Source organism: Candidatus Palauibacter sp., from assembly GCF_965261555.1.
GTDB lineage: Bacteria > Gemmatimonadota > Gemmatimonadetes > Palauibacterales > Palauibacteraceae > Palauibacter.
The window spans coordinates 1,104,338-1,128,341 of record NZ_OZ253465.1 but is presented as its reverse complement, the minus strand read 5'-3'; the positions used below and the strand labels follow the sequence as shown (position 1 = coordinate 1,128,341).

General features: G+C 68.9%; 20 protein-coding genes. 11 read left to right on the top strand and 9 right to left on the bottom strand.

All coding sequences use genetic code 11. The annotated features are described in order from the left end of the window. Window positions 1-59: 59 nt before the first annotated feature. From ACQY5G_RS04805 to ACQY5G_RS04790, 4 genes are all read right to left on the bottom strand, one after another. The gene (locus ACQY5G_RS04805) at window positions 60-2,087 is read right to left on the bottom strand and encodes a multicopper oxidase family protein (protein WP_428277512.1); all 2,028 of its coding nucleotides are present in this window, start codon (window positions 2,085-2,087) and stop codon (window positions 60-62) included. 248 nt (window positions 2,088-2,335) lie between these two features. Beyond that, window positions 2,336-2,758, bottom strand: a complete 423-nt coding sequence (msrB, locus tag ACQY5G_RS04800) for a peptide-methionine (R)-S-oxide reductase MsrB (protein ID WP_428278646.1) — start codon at window positions 2,756-2,758, stop codon at window positions 2,336-2,338. Window positions 2,759-2,760: 2 nt separating this feature from the next. Beyond that, the gene (locus ACQY5G_RS04795) at window positions 2,761-4,296 is read right to left on the bottom strand and encodes an FG-GAP repeat domain-containing protein (RefSeq protein ID WP_428277510.1); all 1,536 of its coding nucleotides are present in this window, start codon (window positions 4,294-4,296) and stop codon (window positions 2,761-2,763) included. Window positions 4,297-4,356: 60 nt separating this feature from the next. Next, window positions 4,357-5,259: a sulfurtransferase gene (locus ACQY5G_RS04790; RefSeq protein WP_428277508.1), complete on the bottom strand. Its 903-nt coding sequence runs from the start codon at window positions 5,257-5,259 to the stop codon at window positions 4,357-4,359. 126 nt (window positions 5,260-5,385) lie between these two features. Between ACQY5G_RS04790 and ACQY5G_RS04785 the strand changes: the two genes are divergently transcribed. The 3 genes from ACQY5G_RS04785 to ACQY5G_RS04775 are packed head-to-tail and all read left to right on the top strand — an operon-like array spanning window position 5,386 to window position 8,830. Continuing rightward, a complete protein-coding gene (locus ACQY5G_RS04785; RefSeq protein ID WP_428277506.1) occupies window positions 5,386-7,056 on the top strand; it encodes a glycosyltransferase in 1,671 nt (556 codons plus the stop codon). Further along, a complete protein-coding gene (locus tag ACQY5G_RS04780; protein ID WP_428277504.1) occupies window positions 7,053-8,012 on the top strand; it encodes a sulfotransferase domain-containing protein in 960 nt (319 codons plus the stop codon). The genes ACQY5G_RS04785 and ACQY5G_RS04780 overlap by 4 nt, the downstream gene beginning before the upstream one ends. Continuing rightward, complete coding sequence (locus tag ACQY5G_RS04775; protein ID WP_428277502.1) at window positions 8,009-8,830, top strand: glycosyltransferase; 822 nt, start codon at window positions 8,009-8,011, stop codon at window positions 8,828-8,830. Before ACQY5G_RS04780 ends, ACQY5G_RS04775 begins: the two co-directional genes overlap by 4 nt. On the opposite strand, the gene ACQY5G_RS04770 is transcribed toward ACQY5G_RS04775, so the two are convergent. From ACQY5G_RS04770 to ACQY5G_RS04760, 3 genes are all read right to left on the bottom strand, one after another. After that, complete coding sequence (locus ACQY5G_RS04770) at window positions 8,821-9,666, bottom strand: glycosyltransferase (protein ID WP_428278645.1); 846 nt, start codon at window positions 9,664-9,666, stop codon at window positions 8,821-8,823. The two genes, ACQY5G_RS04775 and ACQY5G_RS04770, sit on opposite strands and share 10 nt — an antisense overlap. A 55-nt stretch (window positions 9,667-9,721) precedes the next feature. Continuing rightward, on the bottom strand, window positions 9,722-12,523 hold the full coding sequence (locus ACQY5G_RS04765; protein ID WP_428277500.1) for a M14 family metallopeptidase: 2,802 nt from the start codon (window positions 12,521-12,523) through the stop codon (window positions 9,722-9,724). Window positions 12,524-12,677: 154 nt separating this feature from the next. After that, entirely contained in the window at window positions 12,678-15,902 is a 3,225-nt protein-coding gene (locus tag ACQY5G_RS04760) for a WD40/YVTN/BNR-like repeat-containing protein (RefSeq protein WP_428277498.1), read from the bottom strand. A 302-nt stretch (window positions 15,903-16,204) separates the two neighbouring features. Here ACQY5G_RS04760 and ACQY5G_RS04755 point away from each other — a divergent pair, with 302 nt between their 5' ends. The 6 genes from ACQY5G_RS04755 to ACQY5G_RS04730 all read left to right on the top strand — a co-directional run bounded on the left by ACQY5G_RS04755 (window position 16,205) and on the right by ACQY5G_RS04730 (window position 22,303). Then, a complete protein-coding gene (locus ACQY5G_RS04755) occupies window positions 16,205-17,806 on the top strand; it encodes a M56 family metallopeptidase (protein ID WP_428277496.1) in 1,602 nt (533 codons plus the stop codon). Between the two features lie 58 nt (window positions 17,807-17,864). Next, window positions 17,865-18,233, top strand: coding sequence for a BlaI/MecI/CopY family transcriptional regulator (locus tag ACQY5G_RS04750; RefSeq protein ID WP_428277494.1), 369 nt, complete (start codon window positions 17,865-17,867; stop codon window positions 18,231-18,233). After that, entirely contained in the window at window positions 18,230-19,774 is a 1,545-nt protein-coding gene (locus ACQY5G_RS04745) for a M56 family metallopeptidase (RefSeq protein WP_428277492.1), read from the top strand. The genes ACQY5G_RS04750 and ACQY5G_RS04745 overlap by 4 nt, the downstream gene beginning before the upstream one ends. 152 nt (window positions 19,775-19,926) lie before the next feature. Then, entirely contained in the window at window positions 19,927-20,667 is a 741-nt protein-coding gene (locus ACQY5G_RS04740; protein WP_428277490.1) for a creatininase family protein, read from the top strand. A gap of 45 nt (window positions 20,668-20,712) precedes the next feature. Further along, the gene (locus ACQY5G_RS04735; RefSeq protein WP_428277488.1) at window positions 20,713-21,855 is read left to right on the top strand and encodes an amidohydrolase family protein; all 1,143 of its coding nucleotides are present in this window, start codon (window positions 20,713-20,715) and stop codon (window positions 21,853-21,855) included. A gap of 91 nt (window positions 21,856-21,946) precedes the next feature. Continuing rightward, window positions 21,947-22,303 (top strand): hypothetical protein, encoded by a 357-nt coding sequence (locus ACQY5G_RS04730; RefSeq protein ID WP_419861335.1) that lies wholly within the window; start codon window positions 21,947-21,949, stop codon window positions 22,301-22,303. A gap of 21 nt (window positions 22,304-22,324) precedes the next feature. On the opposite strand, the gene ACQY5G_RS04725 is transcribed toward ACQY5G_RS04730, so the two are convergent. Next, window positions 22,325-22,831: a DinB family protein gene (locus tag ACQY5G_RS04725; protein ID WP_428277486.1), complete on the bottom strand. Its 507-nt coding sequence runs from the start codon at window positions 22,829-22,831 to the stop codon at window positions 22,325-22,327. A gap of 210 nt (window positions 22,832-23,041) precedes the next feature. Here ACQY5G_RS04725 and ACQY5G_RS04720 point away from each other — a divergent pair, with 210 nt between their 5' ends. Further along, window positions 23,042-23,278: a type II toxin-antitoxin system Phd/YefM family antitoxin gene (locus tag ACQY5G_RS04720; RefSeq protein WP_428277484.1), complete on the top strand. Its 237-nt coding sequence runs from the start codon at window positions 23,042-23,044 to the stop codon at window positions 23,276-23,278. Window positions 23,279-23,286: 8 nt separating this feature from the next. Further along, on the top strand, window positions 23,287-23,667 hold the full coding sequence (locus tag ACQY5G_RS04715; RefSeq protein WP_428278644.1) for a type II toxin-antitoxin system VapC family toxin: 381 nt from the start codon (window positions 23,287-23,289) through the stop codon (window positions 23,665-23,667). Here ACQY5G_RS04715 and ACQY5G_RS04710 read toward each other — a convergent pair whose 3' ends face one another. Further along, entirely contained in the window at window positions 23,668-24,003 is a 336-nt protein-coding gene (locus tag ACQY5G_RS04710; RefSeq protein ID WP_428277482.1) for a hypothetical protein, read from the bottom strand. Between the last annotated feature and the right edge of the window lies 1 nt (window position 24,004).

The following is a 24,004-nucleotide window of genomic DNA, read 5'->3' as shown; positions in this document are numbered from 1 at the left end:
GGCATTCAGCCTCGCGGTGATGTCTTCGCTTCGATCTTTCGCTGTTGTCATACTCACCGTCAGGGCGGGGCGTCGGCGACGTTCATCACCATCTTCATCCCGGCTTCGAGGTGTTCCGCGATGTGGCAGTGGATCATCCAGCGGCCGGGGTTCGACAGTTCCAGCAGGATGTCCGTCGTGGATGCGGCGGGCAACAGGACCGTGTCCTTCCACGCCAGGTTGTTGTTCGGCACCCCGTTCTGCGACAGGACGAGGAAGCGCTGGCCGTGGATGTGGAGCGGGTGCTGCATGGCGTGGAAGGCGCCCCGGTCGTTGACGACGCGGATCTTCACCACGTCGCCGACCGTGAAGTTCCACTCGATTTCCTCGTTCTCGCGACCGGTGTCCGTCTCCCGCAGGACCCAGCGGATCTCGCTGCCGGTCGTGGCCCAGTTCATGCGCGGCATCGTCCCGGTCCACTCCACCGGATTGAAGTAGACCCAGTCGTAGGCCATCGAGCGCTCGATGGCGAGCGGGAGATCCTCGGTCTCCAGCGTCATCACGAGTTCGCGGTCGGGCTCGTCGTCGAAGCGGGGCCGGTAGCGATCGATGTCCGCGATGACGTCCGCGTGTTCGCGCAGCGTCTCGAAGGCGGCCCCGTGGTCGGGGGCCGCGGACTGCGGCGCGACTTGCACCCAGCCGAACGTCCAGAATTCCGAGCGGAAGACGCCCTGCCGATGGTTGATCCCCTGTACCTGATTGACGAGCGCGTGCGCGCCGGGGCCGTCGAAGCGGACGTCGATCACGTAGCGCTCCGCAGGCGCGAGTACGACGCTCCGGGTCCATGCCTCCCGCTCGAAACGGCTCACGTCAGAGGCGATGACCTTCATCGGAAGACGGTGGGGATCCTCGACGTCGGGGTCCGCGACGCGCTGGTCGGGATCGGGGACGCCGCCGCGTTCGATGTCGACGAAGGAGAGGTTGAAGGTGCGCGTGTTGGAGGCGTTCGTGAGGTGGAAGCGGACGACCTCGCCTCGGTCGACCCGCAGGGCGTAGCTCAGCTCGCCGTTCACCAGGGGCCGGTTCCCGAACCGGCCCATCAGCATGTAGTTCGCCGACTCCTCCCCGAAGTCCACGAGCCCTTCGTCGTCCAGGAGGATGTCGTCGAGGATCAGGACTTCCTCGCGGTTGGCCGGACCGTAGTAGTCCGCGGCCGCAGGGTCGACGAGGAGGTTCCCGTACAGGCCGAGTTCCTGCTGGATGTCCTCGCGGTGGTGCGGGTGGTACCAGTAGATCCCGGCGTCCCGGAAATGGATCCGGTACCGGAACGACTCGCCGGGGGCGACGGGATCCTGGGTGAGGCCGGGGACGCCGTCGAACGCGTTGTCGAGCCGGATGCCGTGCCAGTGCACCGCCGTCGGGTACGGGGTCCGGTTCGTGAAGTTCACGAAGATGGTGGACCGCTCCGGGACCCGGATGAGGGGACCGGGGTGCTGGCCGTTGAAGGCGAGCATGGCGAGTCGGCGGCCCTCGATTTCGCGCCGGACGATGGTCGCCTCGAGGTCGAGCGTGCCCCCGTCGGGGAGATCGACGAGTTGGCGCGGAGCGACCTCGGGGAGCGTCTCCCACGGGGGCAGGTCGGCTGCGCTTCGGAGGCTTGCGGGGCGGGCGCGCGGTTCGAGGTCCATGACGCCGGGCAGCATGGCGATGCCGGGGTACGCGGGCGGCGCGTCCCAGCGCGTCGGGGCCCGGTCGGCCGTCCGCCGCGTCGCCGACGGCGCAAGGGCCAGGAGGTCGTGCGCCTCCATGAGCGCGGACGGCGAGCGGCCCCGCAGCACGAGCGGCCCCTCACGCTCCGTCACATCCGCCGACGCCTCCGCGCTGATCATCACGAGGAACTTGTTGAACGCGACGCGTCCCAGCGCGTGCTCGCCGTTCCCGACCGGGCCCAGCGGCACCACGGGAGCCAGCTCGAGCGGCGTCGCCCACGCCATGTAGACCGTGTACGGCCCGAGGCTGTAGGGCGGTGGGAGGCCTTCGATGTGCGCGTTCAACGCGCGGACGTGGTGGCCGGACGGCGTCACCGTCACGCCGAACGGCGACGGCACCCGCCCGAGTTCGACGAACCCCTGCGCATCCCCGCCGCGCGCCGTGGAGTAGAGGCTGATGCAATGGAGGTCGGCCGCGACCCGCCCCGTCGGCGTGTCCGTGAGCGCCCCGGCGGCCCCCGCGGCGCGAGTCTCCGCGCTACGGGCTTCGCAGGCTCCGCTGGAGCCCGGAAGCTGGCCCTCCGCGCCGGACGCCGCGGCGAGCAGACCGAACGCCCCCGCCGTCAGCGCCCGCGCCGGATGTCGGATCAGTCGTCCGGGTCGCCGTCCGGGATGAACCGGAGCGCGACGCCGTTGTTGCAGAAGCGCTTGCCCGTGGGCTCGGGGCCGTCGTTGAACACGTGGCCCTGGTGACCCCCGCAGCCGGTACAGTGATACTCCGTCCGCGGGAGGATGAGCTTGAAGTCGCGTTTCGTCTCGAAGGCCCCGGGCAGCGTCTCGAAGAAGCTCGGCCACCCCGTGCCGCTGTCGTATTTCATGTCGGTCGTGAAGAGCGGCTGGTCGCAGGCCACGCACACGAAGGTGCCCGGGCGCTTCTCATCGTTCAGCGGGCTCGTCCCCGCGCGTTCGGTCGCTTCCTCGAACAGCACCTTGTAGGCCTGCTCGGGAAGCTCCTCCCGCCACTCCTTCTTCGACTTCGCGGACTTCGACTTCATCGTCTTCGATCGCATCGTCACCGGCCGGGGTTCTCCAGGATGAAGATCTTGTCGTCCGTCTCGTCCACGCCCGTGAGATCGAGATCCCCGTCCAGATCCCGGTCGTGGATGACGACGCACGAGCCGTTCGTGCTCGCAGCGTACGAGCGGGGGTTCACGAGCGTTCCGTCGCCCGCGTTCTCGTGCACGGTGAAGCTGTTGCCCTCGAAGTCGCTCGTGACGACATCGAGGTCGCCGTCGCCGTCGATGTCGCCCACGTCGACGGCCAGCGGGGAGTCGCCCGTCTCGTACTCGACGGGATCCGCGAAGCCGCCCGCGCCGTCGCCGATGAGGACCGCGACGTTGTTCCCTTCACGGTTCGCGCACATCACGTCAACGTTCCCGTCGCCGTTCACGTCGCCCGCCACGATCATCCACGGCTTGCCGCCGGCGCGCACGCGCGTGCCCAGCTCGAGGTTGCCGCGTCCGTCCCCGAGGTAGGTGAGGACTTCGTCGGTGAAGTAGGCACCGACGAGGAGGTCGGGCAGGCCGTCGTTGTTCACGTCGGCCGTCGCGCACGTCTTCTCGCCCTGGCCCGGCGAAGCGATCTCGGAGGCGCGGCGCAGATCGCCCGTACCATCCGCGTTGTTGAGCAGCATCGCCACGTTGCCGCGCGATTCCTCCGGACCGACGGACATGTTCACCGCCGCCACGTCCGGCCAGCCGTCCTGGTCGAAGTCGCCGATGCACACGCCACGCACGTTCTGCCCGGACTCGATGTTGCTCCCCAGTTCGAACCACCCCTCCCCATCCGCGAGAAAGACGGACACGAGATCGTTCCCCGCGTTCCCCACCACGAAGTCCGTGAGACCGTCGCCGTCGAAGTCCGCCCCTTCGTTCGGGCTCGGCCAGCTCCCGCCGGGGATGTCGAGGACGCGGAACTCGCTGTAGTCCCCCTTCCCGTCGTTGAACATCACGCGGACGTCCGCGGAGACCTCGTTGGGAATCGCAATGTCCGGGTAGCCGTCGCCGTTGAAATCGCCGGCGTAGGCCCCGTACGGCTGGACGTGCTTCTCTCCGTCGTCGAGGACGGTCCGCGCGCCGCGGTCGATCATGTCGAGCGAACCCGCCTGGGGCCGGATCCAGAAGTTCCACGCGAACCCCGTCTCCATGGCGCCGCCGTCCGCGAGCTTCTCCCCGGCGCGCAGCGAAGCCGTGACGGATTCGCCGGCGTGGAAGGACTCGCCGGGCTCGAAGCGGATTCGCCGGCCATCGTCCGAGAGTTGCACGGAGCCGGTCATCACGCCGCTCCAGCGGCCGAACACGGACAGCGCCGAGGGATCGAACCCGCCGGGGTCGAGCGGCTGCGCGAGCACGAGTTCGACCGGCGACTCCGGACCGGCTTCGATCGAGTGCGGGGCCGGCGAGACGAGAGACACGGCGACCGACGAAGATGCGGCGGCGGGTGGTGGCGCTTCCGTCGCAACGGCCTCGCCGCGGTTCGTGCCCACGAGCACGAGCACGGCGGCGGCGGAGATGACGAGGGCGGCGAGTACTCCGGAGACGGTCTTCATTTCACAACCTCCTGCAGCTTCCTGCGCCTTCGATCCGAAGGCGGACCCGAGACCCGCAAGCTATCTGCGGGCATGGCCGGTGACGAGCGGGAGATCCTCCCGCCGGCCCCAATCGTTCCACGAGGCGTCGTAGAACTTCGTGTCGTAGCCGAGATACCTGGAAATCATGTAGGTGTAGCTCGCGCGCATGCCGATGAGGCAGTAGCTGACGACGACGCCGTCCTTCGCCGCCCCCGCTTCCTCGAAGCGCGCCTCGACCTCGGCGAGGTCGATCAGCGTGGGAATGTCCTCACCCGTGAGATCCTGCCAGTAGAGGTTGTAGGCGCCGGGAATGTGCCCGCCGCGCAGGAAGTCCCGCCCGGGCCGCTCGCCCGTGTACTCGTCCTCGGGCCGGGCATCGACCAGCGTCACGTTCGGGTCGTCGAGCCGCTCGTGGATCCACTCCGCGGTGACGAGCATGTCCTCCCGGACGTCGGCCTCGAAGTCGCCCCGCGCAGGTGCCGCCGGCTCCGCAGCGACTCCGCCTCCCGCCGCCTTCCACGCCGCCAGCCCTCCATCGAGCACCGACGTGCGGCCGCCGTGGCCGAGGTAGTCCAGCGTCATGAAGACACGGGCGGCGTGGAGGCCCGGGTCTCCCACCACGATCACGCGGCTGTCGTTGGAGACGCCCGCCGCGCGGAACACTTCCACGAGATCCTCGACCGGCGCGAGTTCGGTGATGAGATCGTTCCGGTCGAGGGCGATGTCGTGGTAATCGAGGTAGTGGCCCCCCTGGACGTATTCCTCCAGGGGTCGTCCCATGCTCGCCATCCCCACATGCAGCACAACCACACCGGGGTCATCGCGGTGTTCAACGAGCCAGTCGCCGCTCACGAGGATGTCGGGATTCGCCTGCGCGGCGCCGGCCTGTACCGAACCCGCCAGCGCCGCCAACGCAATCGTGAGGACCGCGGTTCGTTGCATGAGGACCTTTCCGGAGTTCGGCATTGGTTGTCTCTTCGCTCGAATTCGACTCGCTTTCAACCTGGGGAAGCATATTTGCGCCTTGGATTCGAGAGCAATGCGCCGATGGCGATAGTGCCCAGCCGGATGGAGTTTCGAAACCGGGAAGGAAACGAGGAGTACGCGTTCTCCCTCCCGCGCCGGAATCGCGCGCCGGGGACGAGCGCCTTCGTGCGGGCGAAGGACGAGGCGACGAAGATCGAGCACTGCCTGCGGTCGATCCTCCCCGTGTTCGACGAGATCCACGTCATCGACAACGGCAGCCGCGACGGCACGGCCGAGATCGTGCGACGCCTGCAACGATCCGGTCACGGTGGGGCGAAGATCCGCCTTCATTCGTATCCCTTCGCGCTGGGAAGGTTCGGGCCCGAACACGACGGGACGCCCGCCGACTCGCTGCACTCGCTGGTCTATTTCACGAACTGGGCGCTGTCGCGCTGCACGCTGCGCTACGCCTGCAAGTGGGACGCGGACATGGTGCTCGCGCGCGAGAAGCGGGGTGCCTTCGCCGGCCTGCTCGACAGGCTCGGACGCGGGTGGCCCGCCGCCTGGTCTCTCGCCGGACAGACGGTATACCGGATGCCCGACGGGTCGTTCCTGGCCCGGCGCGGGGAGGTGAACCGGGAGGTGCGGATCGCCCCCTGCGGTTATCCCGTCAGGTTTCACAAGCGCGAACACTGGGAGCAACTCATCCGTCCTCGCCGGCTCCGCACGCGCCACTTCGCGCCCGTGTGTTTCCATGAACTCAAGTTCGTGGACGAGGAGGAGTTCGATCACTGGTCGACGACGGAGTTCCCCTCGCCCCGCAAGCGACGGGAATGGACGACCTTCCAGGGACTGCGCGACGGGGGGGCAGACGTCGCGGTTCGACGCCTGCCGTCGACGTTTCTCGATGCCCGGATCGGTGCGTCGAGGCCGCGCGGATCGGGCGGAGGGCGACCAGACGGATCCCTGGGCGGCGAGCGTCCGGCCAACGAGCGGCCGGGCGGGTCGCCGGCGCGCAAGCGCGTGCTGTCGCGCCGGATGCCTCGTTTTCTCGGGATCGGCGCAACGCGCGCGGGCACGAGCTGGGTGGCGGCGCAGCTCTCGGGTCACCCCGAGATTCGGATGGACCGCAAAGAGATCCATTTCTTCGACCGCAAGCTCGGAGCGCCGGCTGCAAGCGGGTCCGCGCGCGATCGAATCGACCGGCTCCGCTATCTCGCCCGCTTCGTCCGGGCTCGGGGCGGCGGCCGGATACGGGGTGAGATCACGCCCGCATACGCGGTGCTCGAACCGGAAGTCATCCGGCGGATCGCCGAGTGGATGCCCGACGTCAGACTCATCTTCATGATGCGCGACCCGATCGAACGGGCCTGGTCGCAGGCGCGAAACGGCTTCCCGCGTTGGCGTGGGAAAGCCCTGGAGTCGGTGGGCCGCGACGAACTAGTCTCCTACTTCGACAGCGACCCGGTCCGGCGCCGCAGCGACTACGCGGGCTGCCTGCGTGTCTGGCTCGAGCACTTCCCGCCCGGGCAGTTCTTCTTCGGCTTCCTGGAGGAAGTCCGGGAACAGCCGGAAGACCTGATACGGGATCTGTTCGGGTTTCTCGAAGCCGGGGAGATGGTGGCGGACAGAGCGTCGCTGGCAAGGCCGGTGAACGCTTCGGCTCCCGTCCCCATGCCGGACTGGGTGCGCGATCACCTTGAGCGGGAGTACGCCTTCGACGCGGACGAGGTCTCGGAACTCATCGGACGGCAGGTTCCGTGGTCGCGGTGAACCGGCCCCCCAGGCTCGACCCGCCCCGGGCTCGCCGCCGCCCGGTCCCGGCCTTCAAGCGATGGCTCGGTCGCAGCAAGCGCCGGGTCGGATATTACCGGCTGCGCGACGGGCTTCGGAATCGGCTCCGGGAGCCCGAGTTTCGCCGGGTCCTGCGGTCCACCGATGTCTTCCTCGTGGGACACCCGAAGTCGGGGAACACGTGGCTCGCATACATGCTGGCCGTGCTTCTGTCCGACGATCGCCACGAGGACGTGAACCTGTACAACGTCGGTGACTACGTTCCGTTCGTGCACGGCCGCGACCAGGCAATCGCCGACTACGACCACCTACCGGATCCGAGGGTGTTCCGGAACGAGTATCCCCGCTATCCGCGCCGCTACCCGGGGACCCTCTATCTCGTGCGCGATCCGCGGGCGGTCCTGGTTTCGTTCCGGCACATGTACGCGACGATGTTCGGCGACCGTGACATGACGCTCTCGAGGTTCGTCGACGGGTACCTCTCGGGCGCCGCGCCGTTCGATTCCTGGCACCGGCAGCTGAGGAGATGGGATCGGCAGGTCGCGGACGCGCTTCAACGCGCGGAGGGCGGCGAGAGGGTCTGCATCGTGCGCTATGAAGACCTCGTGGCCGACCGCGAGGCGGCGCTGCGGCGCGTGGCGGACTTCATCGGAGCGGTTCCCGCGACAGATGTTGCCGCCGGAGACGTTCCCGCGGGAACGTCCGAGCGACTCTCCCGGGCGGTGGCGCGCGGGTCGTTCGAGGCCATGCGGGACCTCGAGGACCGTCACGGCGCGGAGGCGTACGCAGGTCGCGCGCTCGGCGAGGGGCGGTTCATTCGCCGGGGGCAGGCGGAGGGTTGGAAGGATGAGATGGATCCGGCGGACGCGGCCCGGATCGAAGCCGCGTTCGGCCCCGTCATGGAGCGCGCGGGATACCCGGTGTCGCTGGCGTGAAGGCGCCCGACGGCCCCGGCATCGCGGTCATCGTTTCGACCTGTGACCGGCCCGACGCTCTCGACGCGGTTCTGCGGAGTCTCGCCGAACAGACGTACCGCCGGTTCGAGATCGTCGTGGCGGACGACGGTTCCGGCCCGGACACGCAGGGACTCGTCGAACGGCACGCGGAGGAATCCCGCCTCGACCTGCGGCACGTCCGGCAGGAGGACCGCGGGTATCGTCTGGCCGCGGTCCGGAACAGGGCCGCCGCCGCGACCGAACAGCCGTACCTCATCTTTCTCGACGGGGACTGTCTCGTGCGGCCGGACTACGTCGAGAGGCACGCCCGGCTCGCCGAGCCGGGGCACTTCGTCCACGGCAGCCGGGTGAGGCTCGACCCCGGACTCTCGGCGACCGCGATCGAGCAGGGGCCCCGAATCGGGCGCTGGAGCGCCGCCCGCTGGCTCGGCGAATGGCTCCGGGGCCGCGTGGACCGATTCACGCCGCTGCTGCGCGTGCCGCTGGGCCCGCTGCGCCGGATGTCGCCGCGGCGCTGGCGTGGCGCCAAGGGATGTAATCTCGCCCTTTGGCGCTCGGACCTTCTGGCGGTGAACGGCTTTGACGAGGCCTTCCAGGGCTGGGGCTTCGAGGACAACGACCTCGTCGTACGCCTCATCCGGAACGGAGTACGCCGCAAGGAAGGCCGCTACGCCGTCCCCGTCCTGCACCTCTGGCACGAGCTGCGCCCGCCGGATCCCGCGAGCCGCGAGCGCTTCGAACACCGGCTCCGCTCCGACGCGGTGCGCGCAGAACGCGGAATCGACCGCTACATGTGAGTGCCGAGGCCGACGGATTCGGCGGGTCGTGGACCCTTGTGGATCCCGTGCTCCGTCCAGTCGCGACCGCGAGAGAGACCCTGGAAGATCCGGAGCGGCCGGGGCACGCCGCGGGTTTCGGCGCGCAGTCGTTCGTTTCTCGCCTGCGCTTCGGGATCCAGCCATGGCCGATCGTGCTCGACGTGCGCGCACACCGCCCGGTGCCGAGCCTGCACGGGGCGAACCCCGGCGTTGCGGAGGCGCTCGCCGAGTTCGCGGTCCTCGACCGGATACGTCATGCGCTCGTCGAAGCCGTTCACGCGCAGGAGGTCCGTCTTCCAGGCCGAGGCGTTGTGCCCGTTCCAAGTCGCCCGCGTCGTCGTCAGCCGATCGAGCCACATCGCGCGGCGCCGCGAACGCGTGAGCTTGCGCCGGTCGCGCCTCCGGAAGAGCGCCCGTCGCGCACGAAGCCACGACTCGTCGAACGGCAAACCGGTCAGTACGTCGTCCCCGGCGATCCGGGGCCCAACCTCGCGGGCGAGGCGAACTCTTCCGCCGGAGACGAAGTGCCCTCGTCGGGCGAGTCGGGCGTGCGCCTCCACGAAGTCCTCTCGCGGGATGCAGTCGCCGTCGCTGAGCACGAGATAGTCACCCCGGGCCTGCGCGATGGCGCGGTTCAGGATTCGACACTTCCGAAACCCGTCGTCCTCCTGCCACACGTGGGCGATCGTGAGGCCGGCGGACGCCCGCAGCTGCTCGATCCGGTCGTGCGTCGCCGGTCCCGAGCCGTCATCCGCGACGACCACCTCGAACTCTCCGTACGTCTGCGCCGAGTAGCCCCGGAGCGTGAGTTCCAGTTCGTCCGGCGCGTCGTACGTGCTGAGTACGACGGAGATCGAGGGCAGCGTTCGCCTACGGCCGGTCGGGCTCGGCGGTCGAGAGGGCGATCGCGTTGAACAGGAACTTGAAGGTGCCGTGCGGTTGCGCGCGCCGCGTGATGAGCGGGCCGAACAGGTACAGATGCCCGTTGCCCACGTTCGCTTCCGCCATCGTCACGCCGCCCTGCAGGTACCCCTGGCCCCACGCCCAGCCGCTGATGAGCGGGGTGTCGCTGTCGAACCAGGCAAGCGGCGTCACGCCGTTCGCGCCGTCGTTCCTCGCCGCCAGCGCCGAGGCGCCGAATACGGGGCTGTTGTTGAACGATACCGCGAGCTCCGACGGAACCCCCGTGGCGACGAGCCGCGAGTTGTCCACCGTGACCTTCAGAATCGACCCGGGTACGTAGTAGTCCTCCCGGCCCAGCGGTTCTCCGTCCTTCACGAGATGGTCCTCGAGCGGAAGCCCGAGCTCGTTCCCGAGTGCCGTCGAGCCGCCGATGGTGACGATCGAGCCGCCGTCCTCAAGGAACTCCATCAGCGCCGGCGTCGTCGCATCCGAGGTGACCCGGCCCAGCCGGTCCCGGTACTCCTCGGGAATCGTCTCCGGCTCCGGCCCGCCGAAGCCCCCGAACTGGAACCGCGTACCGATGGCGCCCTGCGGGAAGATAATGACGTCGTAGTCCTCGCTCAGGCCTCCCGCGTCGAGCCGCTGCGGGAAGACGAGTTCGAAGTCCGCGTACTCGAACTGCTCCAGGATCCAGCGGATCCAGCCGGACGGCATGGAGCCGCCGTACGTGTCCCAGAGGGCGATGCGCGGCGCCCGCAGCCGCAGAGCGTCGGCGTCCGGATCGTCGTCCAGACCCTGGAAGTCGATGCCCAGCTCGGCGGCCAGTGACGCGACCGCGTCGTCCGTCCCGCGCCGGCTCTTCACATAGAACGTGCCTGCCGGATGCATCCGTCCGCCCTCGCGCAGCACCGACGTGAGCCAGTAGACCTCGTGCCCCGAGGCGTGCAGGCGGTTGATGGCCGCGAACGAGTTGTTCGCCTCATGGCTGAACAGGAAGCCGTCCGCCCCGTCCGCGTCCGCGACCGTCCCCGGCATGGGGCTCGCGTTCCACTCCGTGATCTCCTCGAACGGTCCGTCGAAGCCCTCCAGGATGCGGTCGAACTCGACCCCCATCTGGATCGCCAGCGTCCAGCCCGCGTTGTCGTACGGCGGGGTCGGCGACGCCCCCGGATAGAGGAAGTCGTCCGGGTGGTCCTGCGGCTCGAACATGTCGAGGACGTGCGGCCGGAAGGCCTGCGCGGCCCGCACCACGTAGGAGCCGGAGGGATACCGCGTGCCGCCCACGCTGAAGTCGGATGTCGCCCGCTCCACGATCACGCCGCCCTCGAGCAGCGTGTTGACGAACTTCGTCGCCGTCGGGAAGTCGGCCTGGTCCGACGGGAGGATGTACCCGCGGGGATCGCGCAGGTCGGGCTCGAACAGCCTGTCGTAGTCCGCGCGCGTGCCGCGGCTGCCGCCGAAGCCGCCCACGTTGCGGGCGAAGTCCGCCTCCGCCGCCCCGGCCCGCATCTCGTCGCGCAGCCAGTCGACCCGCCTCGGGTGGATCGTCCAGCTGTCCCTGCTGCCGCGCTCGATCGAGTTCATCCCCATGCGCCAGATGCGGTACAGGAAGGTCTCCCGGTAGCGGGAGGCGACGTCGAGCACCGCCTTGTTCGCGGTCACCGAGTATTCCACCGACTGTCGGAAATGCCACGGCTGCGGCTCGATCGGCGCGGGCAGATTGTCGTTGGGCAGCACCCGCTCGAGGATGAGCGGGATCTCCATCGGCGTCGGGTTCCCGATCGTTTCCGTGAGGAGCCCGATCATGTTCTTGAAGTAGGGCGTCGTGCGCAGGCCGCCGTTCCACCACGTGGAATAGTTCGCGCCGCGCCGCCGCGTCGCTCCCGGCTTCCCCTCTTCCGTGAAGCGCGAGTGCATCGCGGACCCCACGAGATCGATCCCGGTGATGACCATCGGGTCGATGTTGTAGTTGAAGGGATCGCGGAAGGGAGGCGCGAAGAGCACGGTCCCGGTGGGTCCCGTCTGGTGGTGGTTGTAGACGATCTGCGGATACCACGTCCGGTACATCTGCCGGTTCATGTTCTCGGATTCCGGCTGGAAGGACGTGTAGAAGTCCCGGTTGTTGTCGTGCCCCACGTACTTCTGGTAGAGGACGGGGATCCCGCGCGTGGAGCGCTCCGTCTTCTCCTCGACCCGCGTGTACCAGTTCGAGACGAGGTCCATGCCGTCGGGGTTGGCGTGGACGAAGAGGATGATGACGTCGTCGAGGATCCGCATCGTCTCGTCGTCGGTCCCGCTCACGAACTGCCACAGCGTCTCCATCAGCTGCTGCGCGCCGAGCACCTCCGTCGCGTGAAGGCCGCCGTCGATCCACACGATGGCCTTGCCGCGCCCGGCGAGTTCTCGCGCCTCCTCCTCGGTCACGCCCCTTGCGAGCGCGAGGCGGGCGGAAATCTCCCGGTACTCGTCGAGGTTCGCATGGTTTTCAGGCGAGGTGACGATCGCCATCAGCTGGTCGCGGCCCTCGGCCGTCGTCCCGATCGACTGCAGCGTCATGCGCGGGGACTCGGCGGCCAGCGTCTCCCAGTAGCTCGTGAGGTCGCCGTAGTCCGGCAGTTCGTAGTCGGCGCCGATCTCGTGGCCGAAGAAGGCCTCCGGGGTCGTCAGCTCCTGCGCGAGGCCGGGCCGGTGGGCCAGGACTCCGAGGACGATCGCGACGGCCGGCAGGACTCCGCGGACCGCGGTCCGGTGGGGGGCGATGAACGACATGTGCGGACTCTCCTTGCGCGAATCGTGTGCAGAGTTTCGGCGCCCATTATGGAAGCGCCGCCGCCCGCCGGCGAGCCCGAGTCTCCGGGTTCGCGGCGGGCGGTTTCGGCTTGAGCCGGGTCGACGCCTGGCGTCGGCGGTCCGGCGGCCGCGGTCAGCGCATCGGCGGCATCGGGACCTGCACCGGATCGCCGAGGTCCGGACGGACCCCCGCCGCCTGCAGCGCGGCGTAGAGCGCCGGCATGCGGTCCTCGATCACGGCGTTGAGGCGGTCGATCGCGCCGGGCAGCGCGCCCCAGCCGCGCTCGAGCTGGTAGAGCATGTCCGCCGTCGGCGCCGTGTGGTAACCGGACAGACCGCCGGACACGCCGGCACCCGCTCGCGCCGTGCCGAGTTCATCGCCGATCTCGTCCAGTTCCTCGCCCACGGCTTCGATCTCCCCGGTGAGGGACTCGGACACGTCGTGGCCCTCGATCTGGCCCTCGATGGCGGACAGGTGCTCGCGCATGCGGGCCACCGCCTGCAGCCCCTCGTTCGTCGGCTTCGCCAGCGCGTAGGCGCTCATGAGCGCTTCCTGCCGCGCCATGAGGTCGCCCTGGCTGATGTTCACGCGCGGATCGAGCCGCACCGTGACCGACGTCTGAAGCGTGTGCCCCGCCGCCTCCAGCTGCGCCGTGTACGTCCCCGGGAGGACTTTCGGCGCCACGCTGCCGGAGCGGAAGAAGTTGCCACCGCCCGGCGCGGCCGGTGGCGGATCGTAGCGGAGATCCCAGATGACCTCGTTCAGGCCGCGGTCGCCGCCGCCCTCGAGTTCACGGATGACGGAGCCATCGGAGTCGAGGATCGTGATCGCCGCCTTGCCCGCCATTTCGGACATCGGCGCCGGGTCATCGCCGTTCGCGGACGGACCGGAGGTCACGATCCGCTCGCCGGTTTCGCCGCCTTCCTCGTCGGCCATCGGGGCCTCCGGAAGGTCGCTCCCCAGCCAGTAGCGGATCCGTGCGCCCTGTGGCGGGTTCTCCGCCTCCCACACGCCCGGCGTCCAGCCCTGCGGCGTGTACGGGTTGTACGCGACCGCCGACTGCGTCGAGAAGAGGTGCGCCTCGGAGGCGAGGATTTCCTGGCTCAACTCCTCAAGCGGGGTGATGTCCTCCATGATCCAGATCCCACGCCCGTGCGTGCCGATCACGAGGTCGTTCTCGCGCTCCTGGATCTTGATGTCGTCCACCGGCGCCGGCGGCATGTTCCGCAGCAGCGGCTGCCACGAGTTCCCGGCGTCGATCGAGAAGTAGGTGCCGATCTCGTTGCCGGCGAAGAGGAGGTTCGCCGCGCGCGGATGCTGCGCCAGCGCGTTCAGCGACCAGCCGTCCGGGATCCCGCCCCTGACCGCGCGCCACGACTCGCCGAAGTCGTTCGAGACGTACAGGTAGGGGGCCATGTCGTCGTTGCGGTGGTTGTCCCCCGCGACCCACACCGTGCCCGCGTCGCCGTGCGAGGCGACGATGCGCGTCATGTACAACTGGTCGGGGACGCCCGGCATGTTCGGCGCCACGTTCGTCCACGTCCCGCCGCCGTCCCGCGTGACCTGCAGGTTCCCGTCGTCCGTGCCCGCATACACGACCATCGGATCGAGCGGCGATTCCTCGATCGAGATCATGTTGCCGAAGGTCGATGTCCCGTCGTTGGCCGACATCATCGGCTCGGAGCCGAGGACGCCCATGATCGACAGCGTCTGGCGGTCGATGGCCTTCGTGAGATCCGGCGAGATCTGCTCCCACGTCTGCCCGTAGTCGGGCGTCTTGAATACGACGTTCGACCCGTAGTAGACCGTGTTCGGATCGCTCGGCGACACCTCGACCGGCGTATCCCAGTTCCAGCGGAAGTCGGGCAGATCCTCATCATCCCCCTCCGGACGCCCGAGCGGACGCATCCGCAGCCGCTCGCCCGTCTTGAGGTTCACCCGCATCGGATTCCCGTTCTGGGACTCCGCGATCATCTCCTCGCCGTTGGGATGGAGGACGGTGAAGTAGCCGTCGCCGCTCCCCACGTTGTACCAGTCGCGGGGCCGGATCCCCTGGTTGGACCAGGTGTCCGAGGGGCCGCACCACGAGCCGTTGTCCTGCAGGCCGCCGCACACGTGGTACGGTTCGCGGTTGTCGACGCCGATCTCGTAGAACTGCGCGAGCGGCAGGTTCGTCAGCTGGCGCCAGTTGTCGGAGCGGTCCCAGCTGATCGAGACGCCGCCGTCGCCGCCGAGGATGAGATGGTCGGAGTTCGCCGGGTTGATCCACAGCGCGTGGTGGTCGGAGTGGACCTCCGAGGCCGCGTCCGGCGTGAAGTTGTTCCCGCCGTCGGAGGACCGGTACAGGCTCGAGCCGCCCAGGTAGATCCGCTCCGGATCGTTCGGGTCGATGCGGATCTGGCTGTAGTACATGGGACGGTTGTTCGTCGTGCTCGTCTGCACCCACGTGTCGCCGCGGTCGGTCGACTTCCAGGTCCCCGTCTTGCGGTCGGGATCTCCGGGACCCTGCGGGCCGCCACCGCCACCCGGAGCGCGAGCGTCGGCTTCGACGATCGCCATCACGACGTTGCCGTCGCGCCGGTAGATGTCGAGCCCGATGCGCCCGACGTCACCCTCCGGCAGGCCGCCGGCGAGCTTCGTCCAGTTGTCGCCGCCGTCCATCGTCCGGTAGATGCCGCCGCCCGGCCCGCCGCCGTTGAAGCCCCACAGCGTGCGCTGCCGCTGGTACATCGCCGCGAACAGCGTCATCGGATCGCCCGGATCCATCGCGAGGTCGATCGCGCCCGTGTGCTCGTCGACATGGAGGACGAGTTCCCAGGTCTCGCCGCCGTCCATCGTCCGGTAAACGCCACGCTCGGGGTTCGAGCCCCACAGGCGACCCATCGCCGCCACGTAGGCCACGTCCGGATTCCGCGGGTGGACCTGGATGCGGGAGATGTGGTGCGTCGCCTCGAGTCCGAGGTGGGTCCACGTGCGGCCGGCGTCCGTCGACCGGAACACGCCCATCCCCCACGGGGAGGACTGCCGGTTCTGCGGTTCGCCGGAGCCGACCCACACCACGTTCGGGTTCGACGGGGCGAGCGTGATGTCCCCGACGGAGAGCATCTCCTGGTCGTCGAACATGGACTCGAAGGTCGACCCGCCGTTGATCGTCTTCCACACGCCGCCCGTCGCGACGCCGACGTAGAAGGTGGACGGGTCGGCCTCGTCGACCGCGAGGTCGGCGACTCGGCCGCCCATGATCGTGGGTCCGATTTCGCGCCATTCGAGCGCCTGCACGGCCGCCTGCAGATCGGCGTCCTGAGCCAGCGCGGGGCGAGGGGCTGCGGTGAGGGCGAGCACCGCGAGTAGAGACACTGCGACCGGGAGCCCTGAGCGCGTACGCATCTTGCTTACCTCGTTTCGGCAGGAGTTCCGCGGGGAGGGGCAGGTACGGGCAAGGCACCGGCACCGGCCACCCCACCCGACCCTACAGCCCGTATACAATAGATGAACCCGCCGGAATCTGAAACGGGGTCCCCGCCGATCCGGCGCTCCCACCTTGCCTCGGCGCTCGCCTCCCTACTCGTCTTCGGGCTCCACTTGACCGATACGACATCGCGTCGTAATGTTACGACACGTCGTCGTGAAATGGACTCATCGAATCGAGCGGGAGACGGATGACGGACGTAATTCTCCAGATCGGGGCCAGTAAGCTGGCAATCTCGATCGGCCTTGCCGGAGTGGCGTGGATCGCGACGCGGCGCCCCGGTAGCCCTTCGCTGGCGCACGGGCTGTGGTTGCTGCCGCTCGCGGTCCTGCTCGTGCCGCCGTTCGTCTCTGTTCCCGTCTGGTCGGCGGGACTCGATCCGGTCGTGCCGCTGGCCCCAGTCGCCATCAGCGTTCCACACGCGGAGCCGACGCCATCGGCTTGGGCCATCCTGTTCGGCTGGCTCGGAAGCCACGGGAAGGAGACGATTGTTTGGCTTTGGCTCCTGGGCACGGCGTCCGTCCTCGCCTGGACGCTCGTACGCACACTGCGCTTCCACCGCTCGCTCGCGAGAGCATCGGAGACCGCGCCGCCCGAGGTCCAGCGCCTCGCCGGGGAGACCGCCCGCGGGCTCGGACTCGGACCCGGCGCGGTCCCGACCGTGTACGCAACGCGCGCCCAGCTGTCTCCCATGGTGTGGTGGGCCGGCGGGAAAGTTCGCGTCCTCCTTCCCTCGGAACTGCTGGCCGACCTGGACGTGTCCGAACTGCGCTGCATCCTCGCGCACGAACTCGCCCATGTCCGCCGCCGCGACCACGTCGTGCGCTGGCTCGAATGGCTCGCGTGCGCGGCCTTCTGGTGGAACCCCGTCGCCTGGTGGGCACGCCGGAGGCTGCGGGCGTCCGAGGAGGTGTGCTGCGATGCGATGGCCGTCGCGACGATCAACGCCGAACCCCGCACCTACGCCGGGGCGCTGCTCCGGGTCATCGACTTCATGTCCACCGCCCGGACCCCGGGCCCCCTGACCTTCGCGAGCACGATCGATCGCTGCGGCCGACCGTCGCGGCTTGAAAGGAGATTCCGCGTGATCATGACGAACCCAACCCCGACCCACACCCCGCGCCGGCTCCGCGTCGCTCTGCGCTGCGGCGCCGTCTGCCTGCTCGCGGGCGGCCTCATCTACTGCACCGATCAGTCCGACCTCACCTCCGTCGACCCGGCCTTCGTCCCGGTGAACGAGGAGGCGGTCCTGCACCTCGAAGGCCGGCGGGACGATCCGTCCGCGAATGCACCGCTGCGGCCGCAGCAGATGATGCGCACGCTCGGTGACCGGATCGAGGCACTCGCAACCGAGCACGCACTGCCGGCAGACCTTGCCAAGACCCTGCGTGCCGCCGGGGAGACGGCCCTCTCCGGTGAGTCGGTGCGGCTACGCGGAGACGACGGTCGGGTCAAGGGGCTTCGCGGCCGCGCACCCGACCTGTTCCTGGCCGTGACGCCGGACGACGGGGCCGGAGATTTCAAGATGGTCGTGCTGGACCTTGCACGCCTTCGGTCCGCGCTTTCGAAAGGCCCGCTCTCGCCGGAAACCCTCCATGCCGAACTCGCCCAGCACCTCCGGGTGACCCGGAACTCGAACTTCGGGTTACTCCGGGGGATGCAATTCGAATGCGCCGCCGACGAAGGTGCGAGTCTGTCCGCGGAGACACTCGTTTCCGGCAGGATGACATGCGAAACGACGAAGGCCAGCACCGGCAACTTCCGGGTGAACAAGCTTCGCCTGACGGGATAGCGCAGCGGCAGCCGGTTCTCGCCGCCCCGCGTCAGCAACGATCGAGGAAGAGCCTCAGATGACGACACCACGCTTGGCCAACGCCGAACTCGCGGTCATGGAGCGACTCTGGAAGGAGGGCCGTCTCACGGCGCGCCGGCTCCGCGAACAGCTCTACCCGGACACGGCGCGGTCGGCGCACGGCACGATCCAGCGCCTCCTGCAGCGGCTGGAGGACAAGGGTTTCGTCCACCGTGACGCCAGCCTCGGAACCCAACTCTTCTCTGCCCGGATCAGCCGGGAGGAGTACGCTTCCGCGCGGCTGGAGGCGCTGGCCGACCGCATTACGGGCGGCTCGCTCGTCCCCATGATCACGCAATTGCTGGAAGAGCGGAAGCTCGAGCCCGAGGAGATCGACCGTCTGCGGAGGATCCTGGAGGAAGGATGACGGACCTGATCCTCCAGATCGGAGCCAGCAAGCTGGCTGTCTCGGTGGTCCTGGCGGGCCTGGCGTGGACCGTGCAGCGCCGTGTGCGGCGGCCCGCGCTGTCGCATGCGCTCTGGCTCCTGACTCTGGGCGCGTTGGTCATGCCGCCGCTCGTCTCGATTCCCGTGTTTTCCCCGGGGGCCGCGGGGGCGGTTCCGCAGGCCGCGGATGCGTTCGGCGCCGTGGTGCAACCACCGTCGCCCGGAAGTGCTTCCGCCGACCGGGGCGCTTTCTTCGGGCAATCAACGGTCGTCTGGCTGTGGCTTGCCGGCGCCGTGGTCGTTCTCGCGGGGACGCTGGCGCGGACCGCGCGGTTTCGGCGCCAACTCGTTCTGGCTGCGGAGATCGCTCCGCCCGAGGTCCAGCGTCTGGCGGACGAGACCGGCGCATCGCTCGGCCTCCGCCGCATCCCGACGATCCACACGGCGCGAGCGGACGTCTCGCCCATGGTGTGGTGGACCTTCGGGCCGGTACGCGTCCTGGTTCCTTCAACTCTGCTCGCGGCGCTTTCGAGGGATGAACTCCGCTGTGTCCTGGCCCACGAACTCGCGCACGTCAGGCGACGAGATCACGTGGTGCGGTGGCTCGAGTGGGCGGCGTGCACCGTCTTCTGGTGGAACCCGGTGGCCTGGTGGGCCCGGCGGCGCCTGCGGTCGGCCGAGGAGGCCTGCGCGGACGCGCTCGCGGTATCCTCAGTGCAGGCCGAACCGCGGACCTACGCCCGGTCGCTGCTCCGCACCGTCGACCTGACGACGACACTCCGCACTCCCCGGCCACCGGCCTTCGGCAGTACGGCACATGCCGCCAGGGCGGGAGCAAAACTCGAAGAGAGGCTCAGGATGATCATGACGAAGGAACCTCCATCGGCTCCCCGCTGGTTCCGCGGCGTGCTGAGGGGCTGCGCCGTGTCCGTGCTCGTCCTGGGTTTGGTCTATTGCACCGACCGGTCGGCGGCAGGCTTCCCCGACGCGGCGCTGACGCCCGCGGATTCGGAGATCGGGTCGATTCTCGATTCGCAGGCTGAGAGTCGCAGGCTCGCAGCCGCGCTCACGTCCCACATCGATTCGCTCGCTGCCGATGGCCAGCTCACGCGAGACGCGGCCGAGTCCTTTACCAGCGCGTTCGTGCCTCGTCTGGCCGAACTGGGCGCATCTATCAATCTCGATGCAGACGTGCGCCCGGAGTTCGATATCCGGATCCGGATCTCGGGAAGGGATCATGACCGGCGCTCCGATGCCGCGATCGGGAACCTCATCGGCCTGCAAAAGGCTCTCGCGCTTGCGAACGGCCTGGACCCCAAAGAGATGTTTGTCTCCGAGGAGGCCGCTCTCGGCGGACGCACCATCTACGTCCGGGGGCTCACGATGGGGGCCCACCTGCACATGGGCGGACCCGACGAATGCTTCGTCGAACTCCACGACCAGGTGGGCGTGAGTCGCGTTTCCTGTGAGACGTGGCGCGAGGTGAGCATCCCCGAGTTTGAGGCGCACGGGTCGCAGTAGTGGCGCGACGACGCACCCAGCCAGCCTGATCCCGGGGTAGCGCCCTCGTCCGGGTCTCCGGATCTTCGGCTTGCGACAGGCTGCGGGACCTGAATCCTCCCGCCTCCCAGCCCCAGCGAGCCGGAGCGCCATCCATGTCGGCGGAAATCAGAATGGAACGGATGACCTCGCCCGAGATCGGGGCGGCGATCGAGGCCGGGGTCACGTCCGTCGTCGTCGCGGCGGGGGCGGTGGAGCAGCACGGGCCGCACCTGCCGCTCTTCGTGGACGCCGAGCACGGCGACCGGCTCGCGGTCGAGATCGCCCGGCGGCTCGGTGACGCGCTCGTCGCGCCCACCATCCGCGTCGGCTGGTCGGCGCACCACATGGCCTTCCCCGGCACCGTCTCCCTCGAGAAAGAGACCTTCCTCGCGGTGTGCAGAGACTACGTCGTCAGCCTCGCGCACCACGGCTTCCGGCGCGTCTGCTTCGTCCCCACGCACGGCGGGAACTTCGCCCCTCTCGCCGAGGCGCGGGACGCGTTCAACGAAGCGGCGGGGCCCGACTGTTCCGTGGACGTGTACGCAGACCTGGCCGAGGTCATCGGGGTCTGGCGCGGGGTCGCGGAGGCGGAGGCGGGCCTCGGGGCACGCGTGGGCGGCCACGCCGACATCGCCGAGACTTCGATCATGATGGCCATGCACGATGGCATCGTCCGCGAGGAACTGGCCGAACGCGGGCGCCTGACGACGCCGGAGGAGGAACCGGAACTCATCCGGCGCGTGCTCGGCGAGGGGTTTGCGAGCGTGACGCCGAACGGCATCCTCGGCGACGCGCGGGGGGCGAGCGCCGAACTCGGCGAAAGGATGATCGCCGCGCTGGCGGACCGCATGGCCGCGCATTTTGCCAGGTAGCGACGCGTCGGATTCCGGATCGGATCCGGAGATGGAGATAGAGGGATGAGGGATGGACGAACGGCAGCGCTGATCGCGGTCATGTTGGGCGGGGCCTGGCCGGTCGTGACCCCGGCCGAGGCCGAAGCGCAGGTGCGTCGCGGCCCGCCCGTACCGCCGGACACGTCCCCGCCGATGACGGTCGAGGCGTACGACCCCCGGTCGACGCTCGTCGTGCCGGAGAACCCGGTCTCGCGCGCCGCCTTCCCCTTCGTGGACGTCCACCTGCACCTCAACGGGACGATGCCGCGGGCGCAACTGGACCAGCTCGTCCGCGACATGGACGCGCTCAACCTCGCCGTCGGCGTGAACCTCAGCGGCGGCACCGGACCCCGGCTCGCGCAGCAGATCGAGGCCTTCGAGGCCGCCTATCCCGGGCGTTTCGTCGTGTTCGCGAACGTCGACTTCAATGACATCGACAACCCCGAGTTCGGGGCGCTCGCCGCGGCCCGCCTGGAGGCCGACGTCCGGGCCGGCGCCCGCGGCCTGAAGATCTTCAAGAGCCTGGGGCTGTGGATCACCGACGCGGCCGACCGGCGCGTGCCGGTGGACGACCCGCGTCTCGATCCGGTCTGGGCCAAGGCCGGAGAACTCGGGATCCCCGTCCTCATCCATTCGGGGGACCCGGCGGAGTTCTGGCAGGAGGTGGACGCGCGAAACGAGCGCTGGCTCGAGCTTCGCGTGCGGCCCGGCCGCCGGCAGAGCGGCCCGCCCTCCTTCGAGCAGGTGCTGGGCGAGCAACTGAACATGTTCCGCCGGCACCCGGAGACGACATTCATCGCCGCGCACCTCGCGTGGCTCGGCCACGACCTCGGCCGCCTCGGACGAACCCTCGACGAGATCCCCAACATGAACGTCGGGCTCGGCGCCGTGATCTACGAGCCGGGCCGCCAGCCCCGCTTCGCCCGCGAGTTCTTCATCAGGTACCAGGACCGGATCCTGATGGGGAAGGACTCCTGGGCGCCGGACGAGTACCCCACCTACTTCCGGGTGCTGGAAACCGCGGACGAGTACTTCCCCTACTATCGCAGGTACCACGCCTTCTGGCGCATGTACGGCCTCGACCTCCCGGAAGAGGTGCTGCGGAAGGTCTACTTCGAGAACGCGCTCCGGATCATCCCCGACATCGATCGAAGCCGCTTTCCGTAGACTCCGGCTCGAGGTGTCCGCCGGCCGAACCCGCGCGCTATCTTCTCGTGACGGTCCAGTCCCGGGAGGCATCGTTAAGGGGGGACGCGAGATGAAGGATCCGGCGAAGAGAGCCCTCGACGCCTACAGGAAGGCGATGTCCAGGGAAGAGGCGTACGACGCGGCCTACCGGACGCTGGCCAACGCCACTCTTGCGGTGAAGCGGGCGGAGGAACGGCTCGAGACGGCCCGGGCGTCGAAGACGAACGCGGCGGCGCTGGTGCACCGGGCGGCCGGAGCTTTCGTCGATGCCCTCAGGAACGCCGAGGAGGCTTACGCCGCGGCGGAGGAGGCGGGGGCAGTGCCCGACCGGGGCCCCACCGAGTTGAACGACGTGAACCGCGAATCGATCAGCCGCCAGGCCGACAAGGCGAGCGAGCTGCGGAGCTGGCTGAAGCTGCTGGACTGACCGCGCCGCCGCCCCTTCCCGTCACATATCCGGATAGTCCGCAGTAGGCCCGAACATCTGGGGCACCGGCACATCGAGAAGCCGCAGGTAGACGCCAAGTTGCGCCCGGTGATGGATCAGGTGGTCGAGGACGAAGCTCCGCAGCACGACCGCCTTGGGCATCGAGAAGCGATCTTCGCCCGCCACCTTCAGCGTCCACGAATCGGCGAAGGCCTCGTCCGGGGTGGCCTCGATCGCCTCCCGCGCCGTGGCCGCGCTCCGGTCGAGCGCCGCGACGAGTTCGGCCGAAGACTTGAGTTCCGGATTCTGCGGCGGCTCGCCGCCTTCCGGAGCGACGTCGAACTCGGACATGGTCAGCGTCGCCACGGTCCAGTTGGGGAGCATCGCGACGTGCGTCGCCAGCTCGCCGAGCGTCCACGATTTCTCGTGCGGACGCCAGTCGAGGCGGTCATCCGGCACGGCTTCCAGGGTGGCGCGGCAGCCCGTCACGATGTGGTCGAACTGCATGAGGGTCTGTTGAGCGAACATGGGAGACTCCGTTGTGGGGTGCGCGATCGTCGCCTTCGCGGGCGGTGACGATCCAGCGGGCGCGGTAACCTGCAAGCTTCGCCCGGTGGAGGGAACCAGGCGCCCGACGCCGTGCCGACATTTCGCCCGGTTCTTCCGGAACGCCGGGCGTCTTGATCGTCATCGCGACTTGACTAGATTGTTAGCTAGATTGCGAGTTCCGGAGGAGAGATGTCACACGTCGTGAACGTTCACGAAGCCAAGACACAGCTTTCTCGTCTCCTCGCACAGGTGGAGGCCGGAGAGGACGTCGTCATCGCCCGCCGCGGCGAGCCGGTGGCGCGGCTGGTTGCATGCAAGCCGGTGGGCAAGCGCGAGCCGGATGTTCTGAAGGGCAGGATCGTGATCCCCGACAGCTTCTTCGACCCGCTGCCGGAAGAGGAACTGGCCGCCTGGGAAGGCAGTTAGCGTTGCGCGTGTTGCTGGACACGCATGCGTTTCTCTGGTGGATCGCGGACAGCGAACGGCTCTCCCGCAAGGCCCGCCGTTCCATCGCGGATGAGACGAACGACATCGCCGTCAGCGCGGCGTCGGCCTGGGAAATCGCGACGAAGCACCGGATCGGCAGACTACCGGGGGGTGAGGCAGTGGCCCTGGACGTGGGCGGCTGCATCGCCGGCCAGGGGTTCAGCGAACTTCCGATCAGCGTCGGCGACGCGGAACGCGCGGGGCGCCTCCCGGGACCACATCGGGACCCGTTCGACCGCATGCTGGCGGCGCAGGCCCTGGCGCGCGGCCTTCCGATCATCTCGATCGACGGAGTCTTCGACCGCTACGGCCTCGACCGTCTCTGGTAGCTACTCGCGCTTGCCGGTGTCGCCTTTCCGGATCTCGAAATCGCGGCGGTCGCGGTAGAAGCGCGCGCGGTTGAGGACGTAGTCGCCGTTCTCCACGTCCATGTCCGCGCACTCCGTCATCGTCCAGTACTTGTGGTCGCCGAGGAACAGGTACTCGCGCGTCTGGTGGAAGAACCGGCAGGTGACGCCCTCGCCGCGCCGGATGCGTTCACAGAAGGCGGCGAGGAGTTCCTGCTGCCCGTCCTTCCCGCTTACGACGTACTCGTGGGGCCAGGTCTCCCGGTAGGTCACGGCCTCGCGCCACGGGGCACGGGCGATGAGCGCCATGATGTCCAAG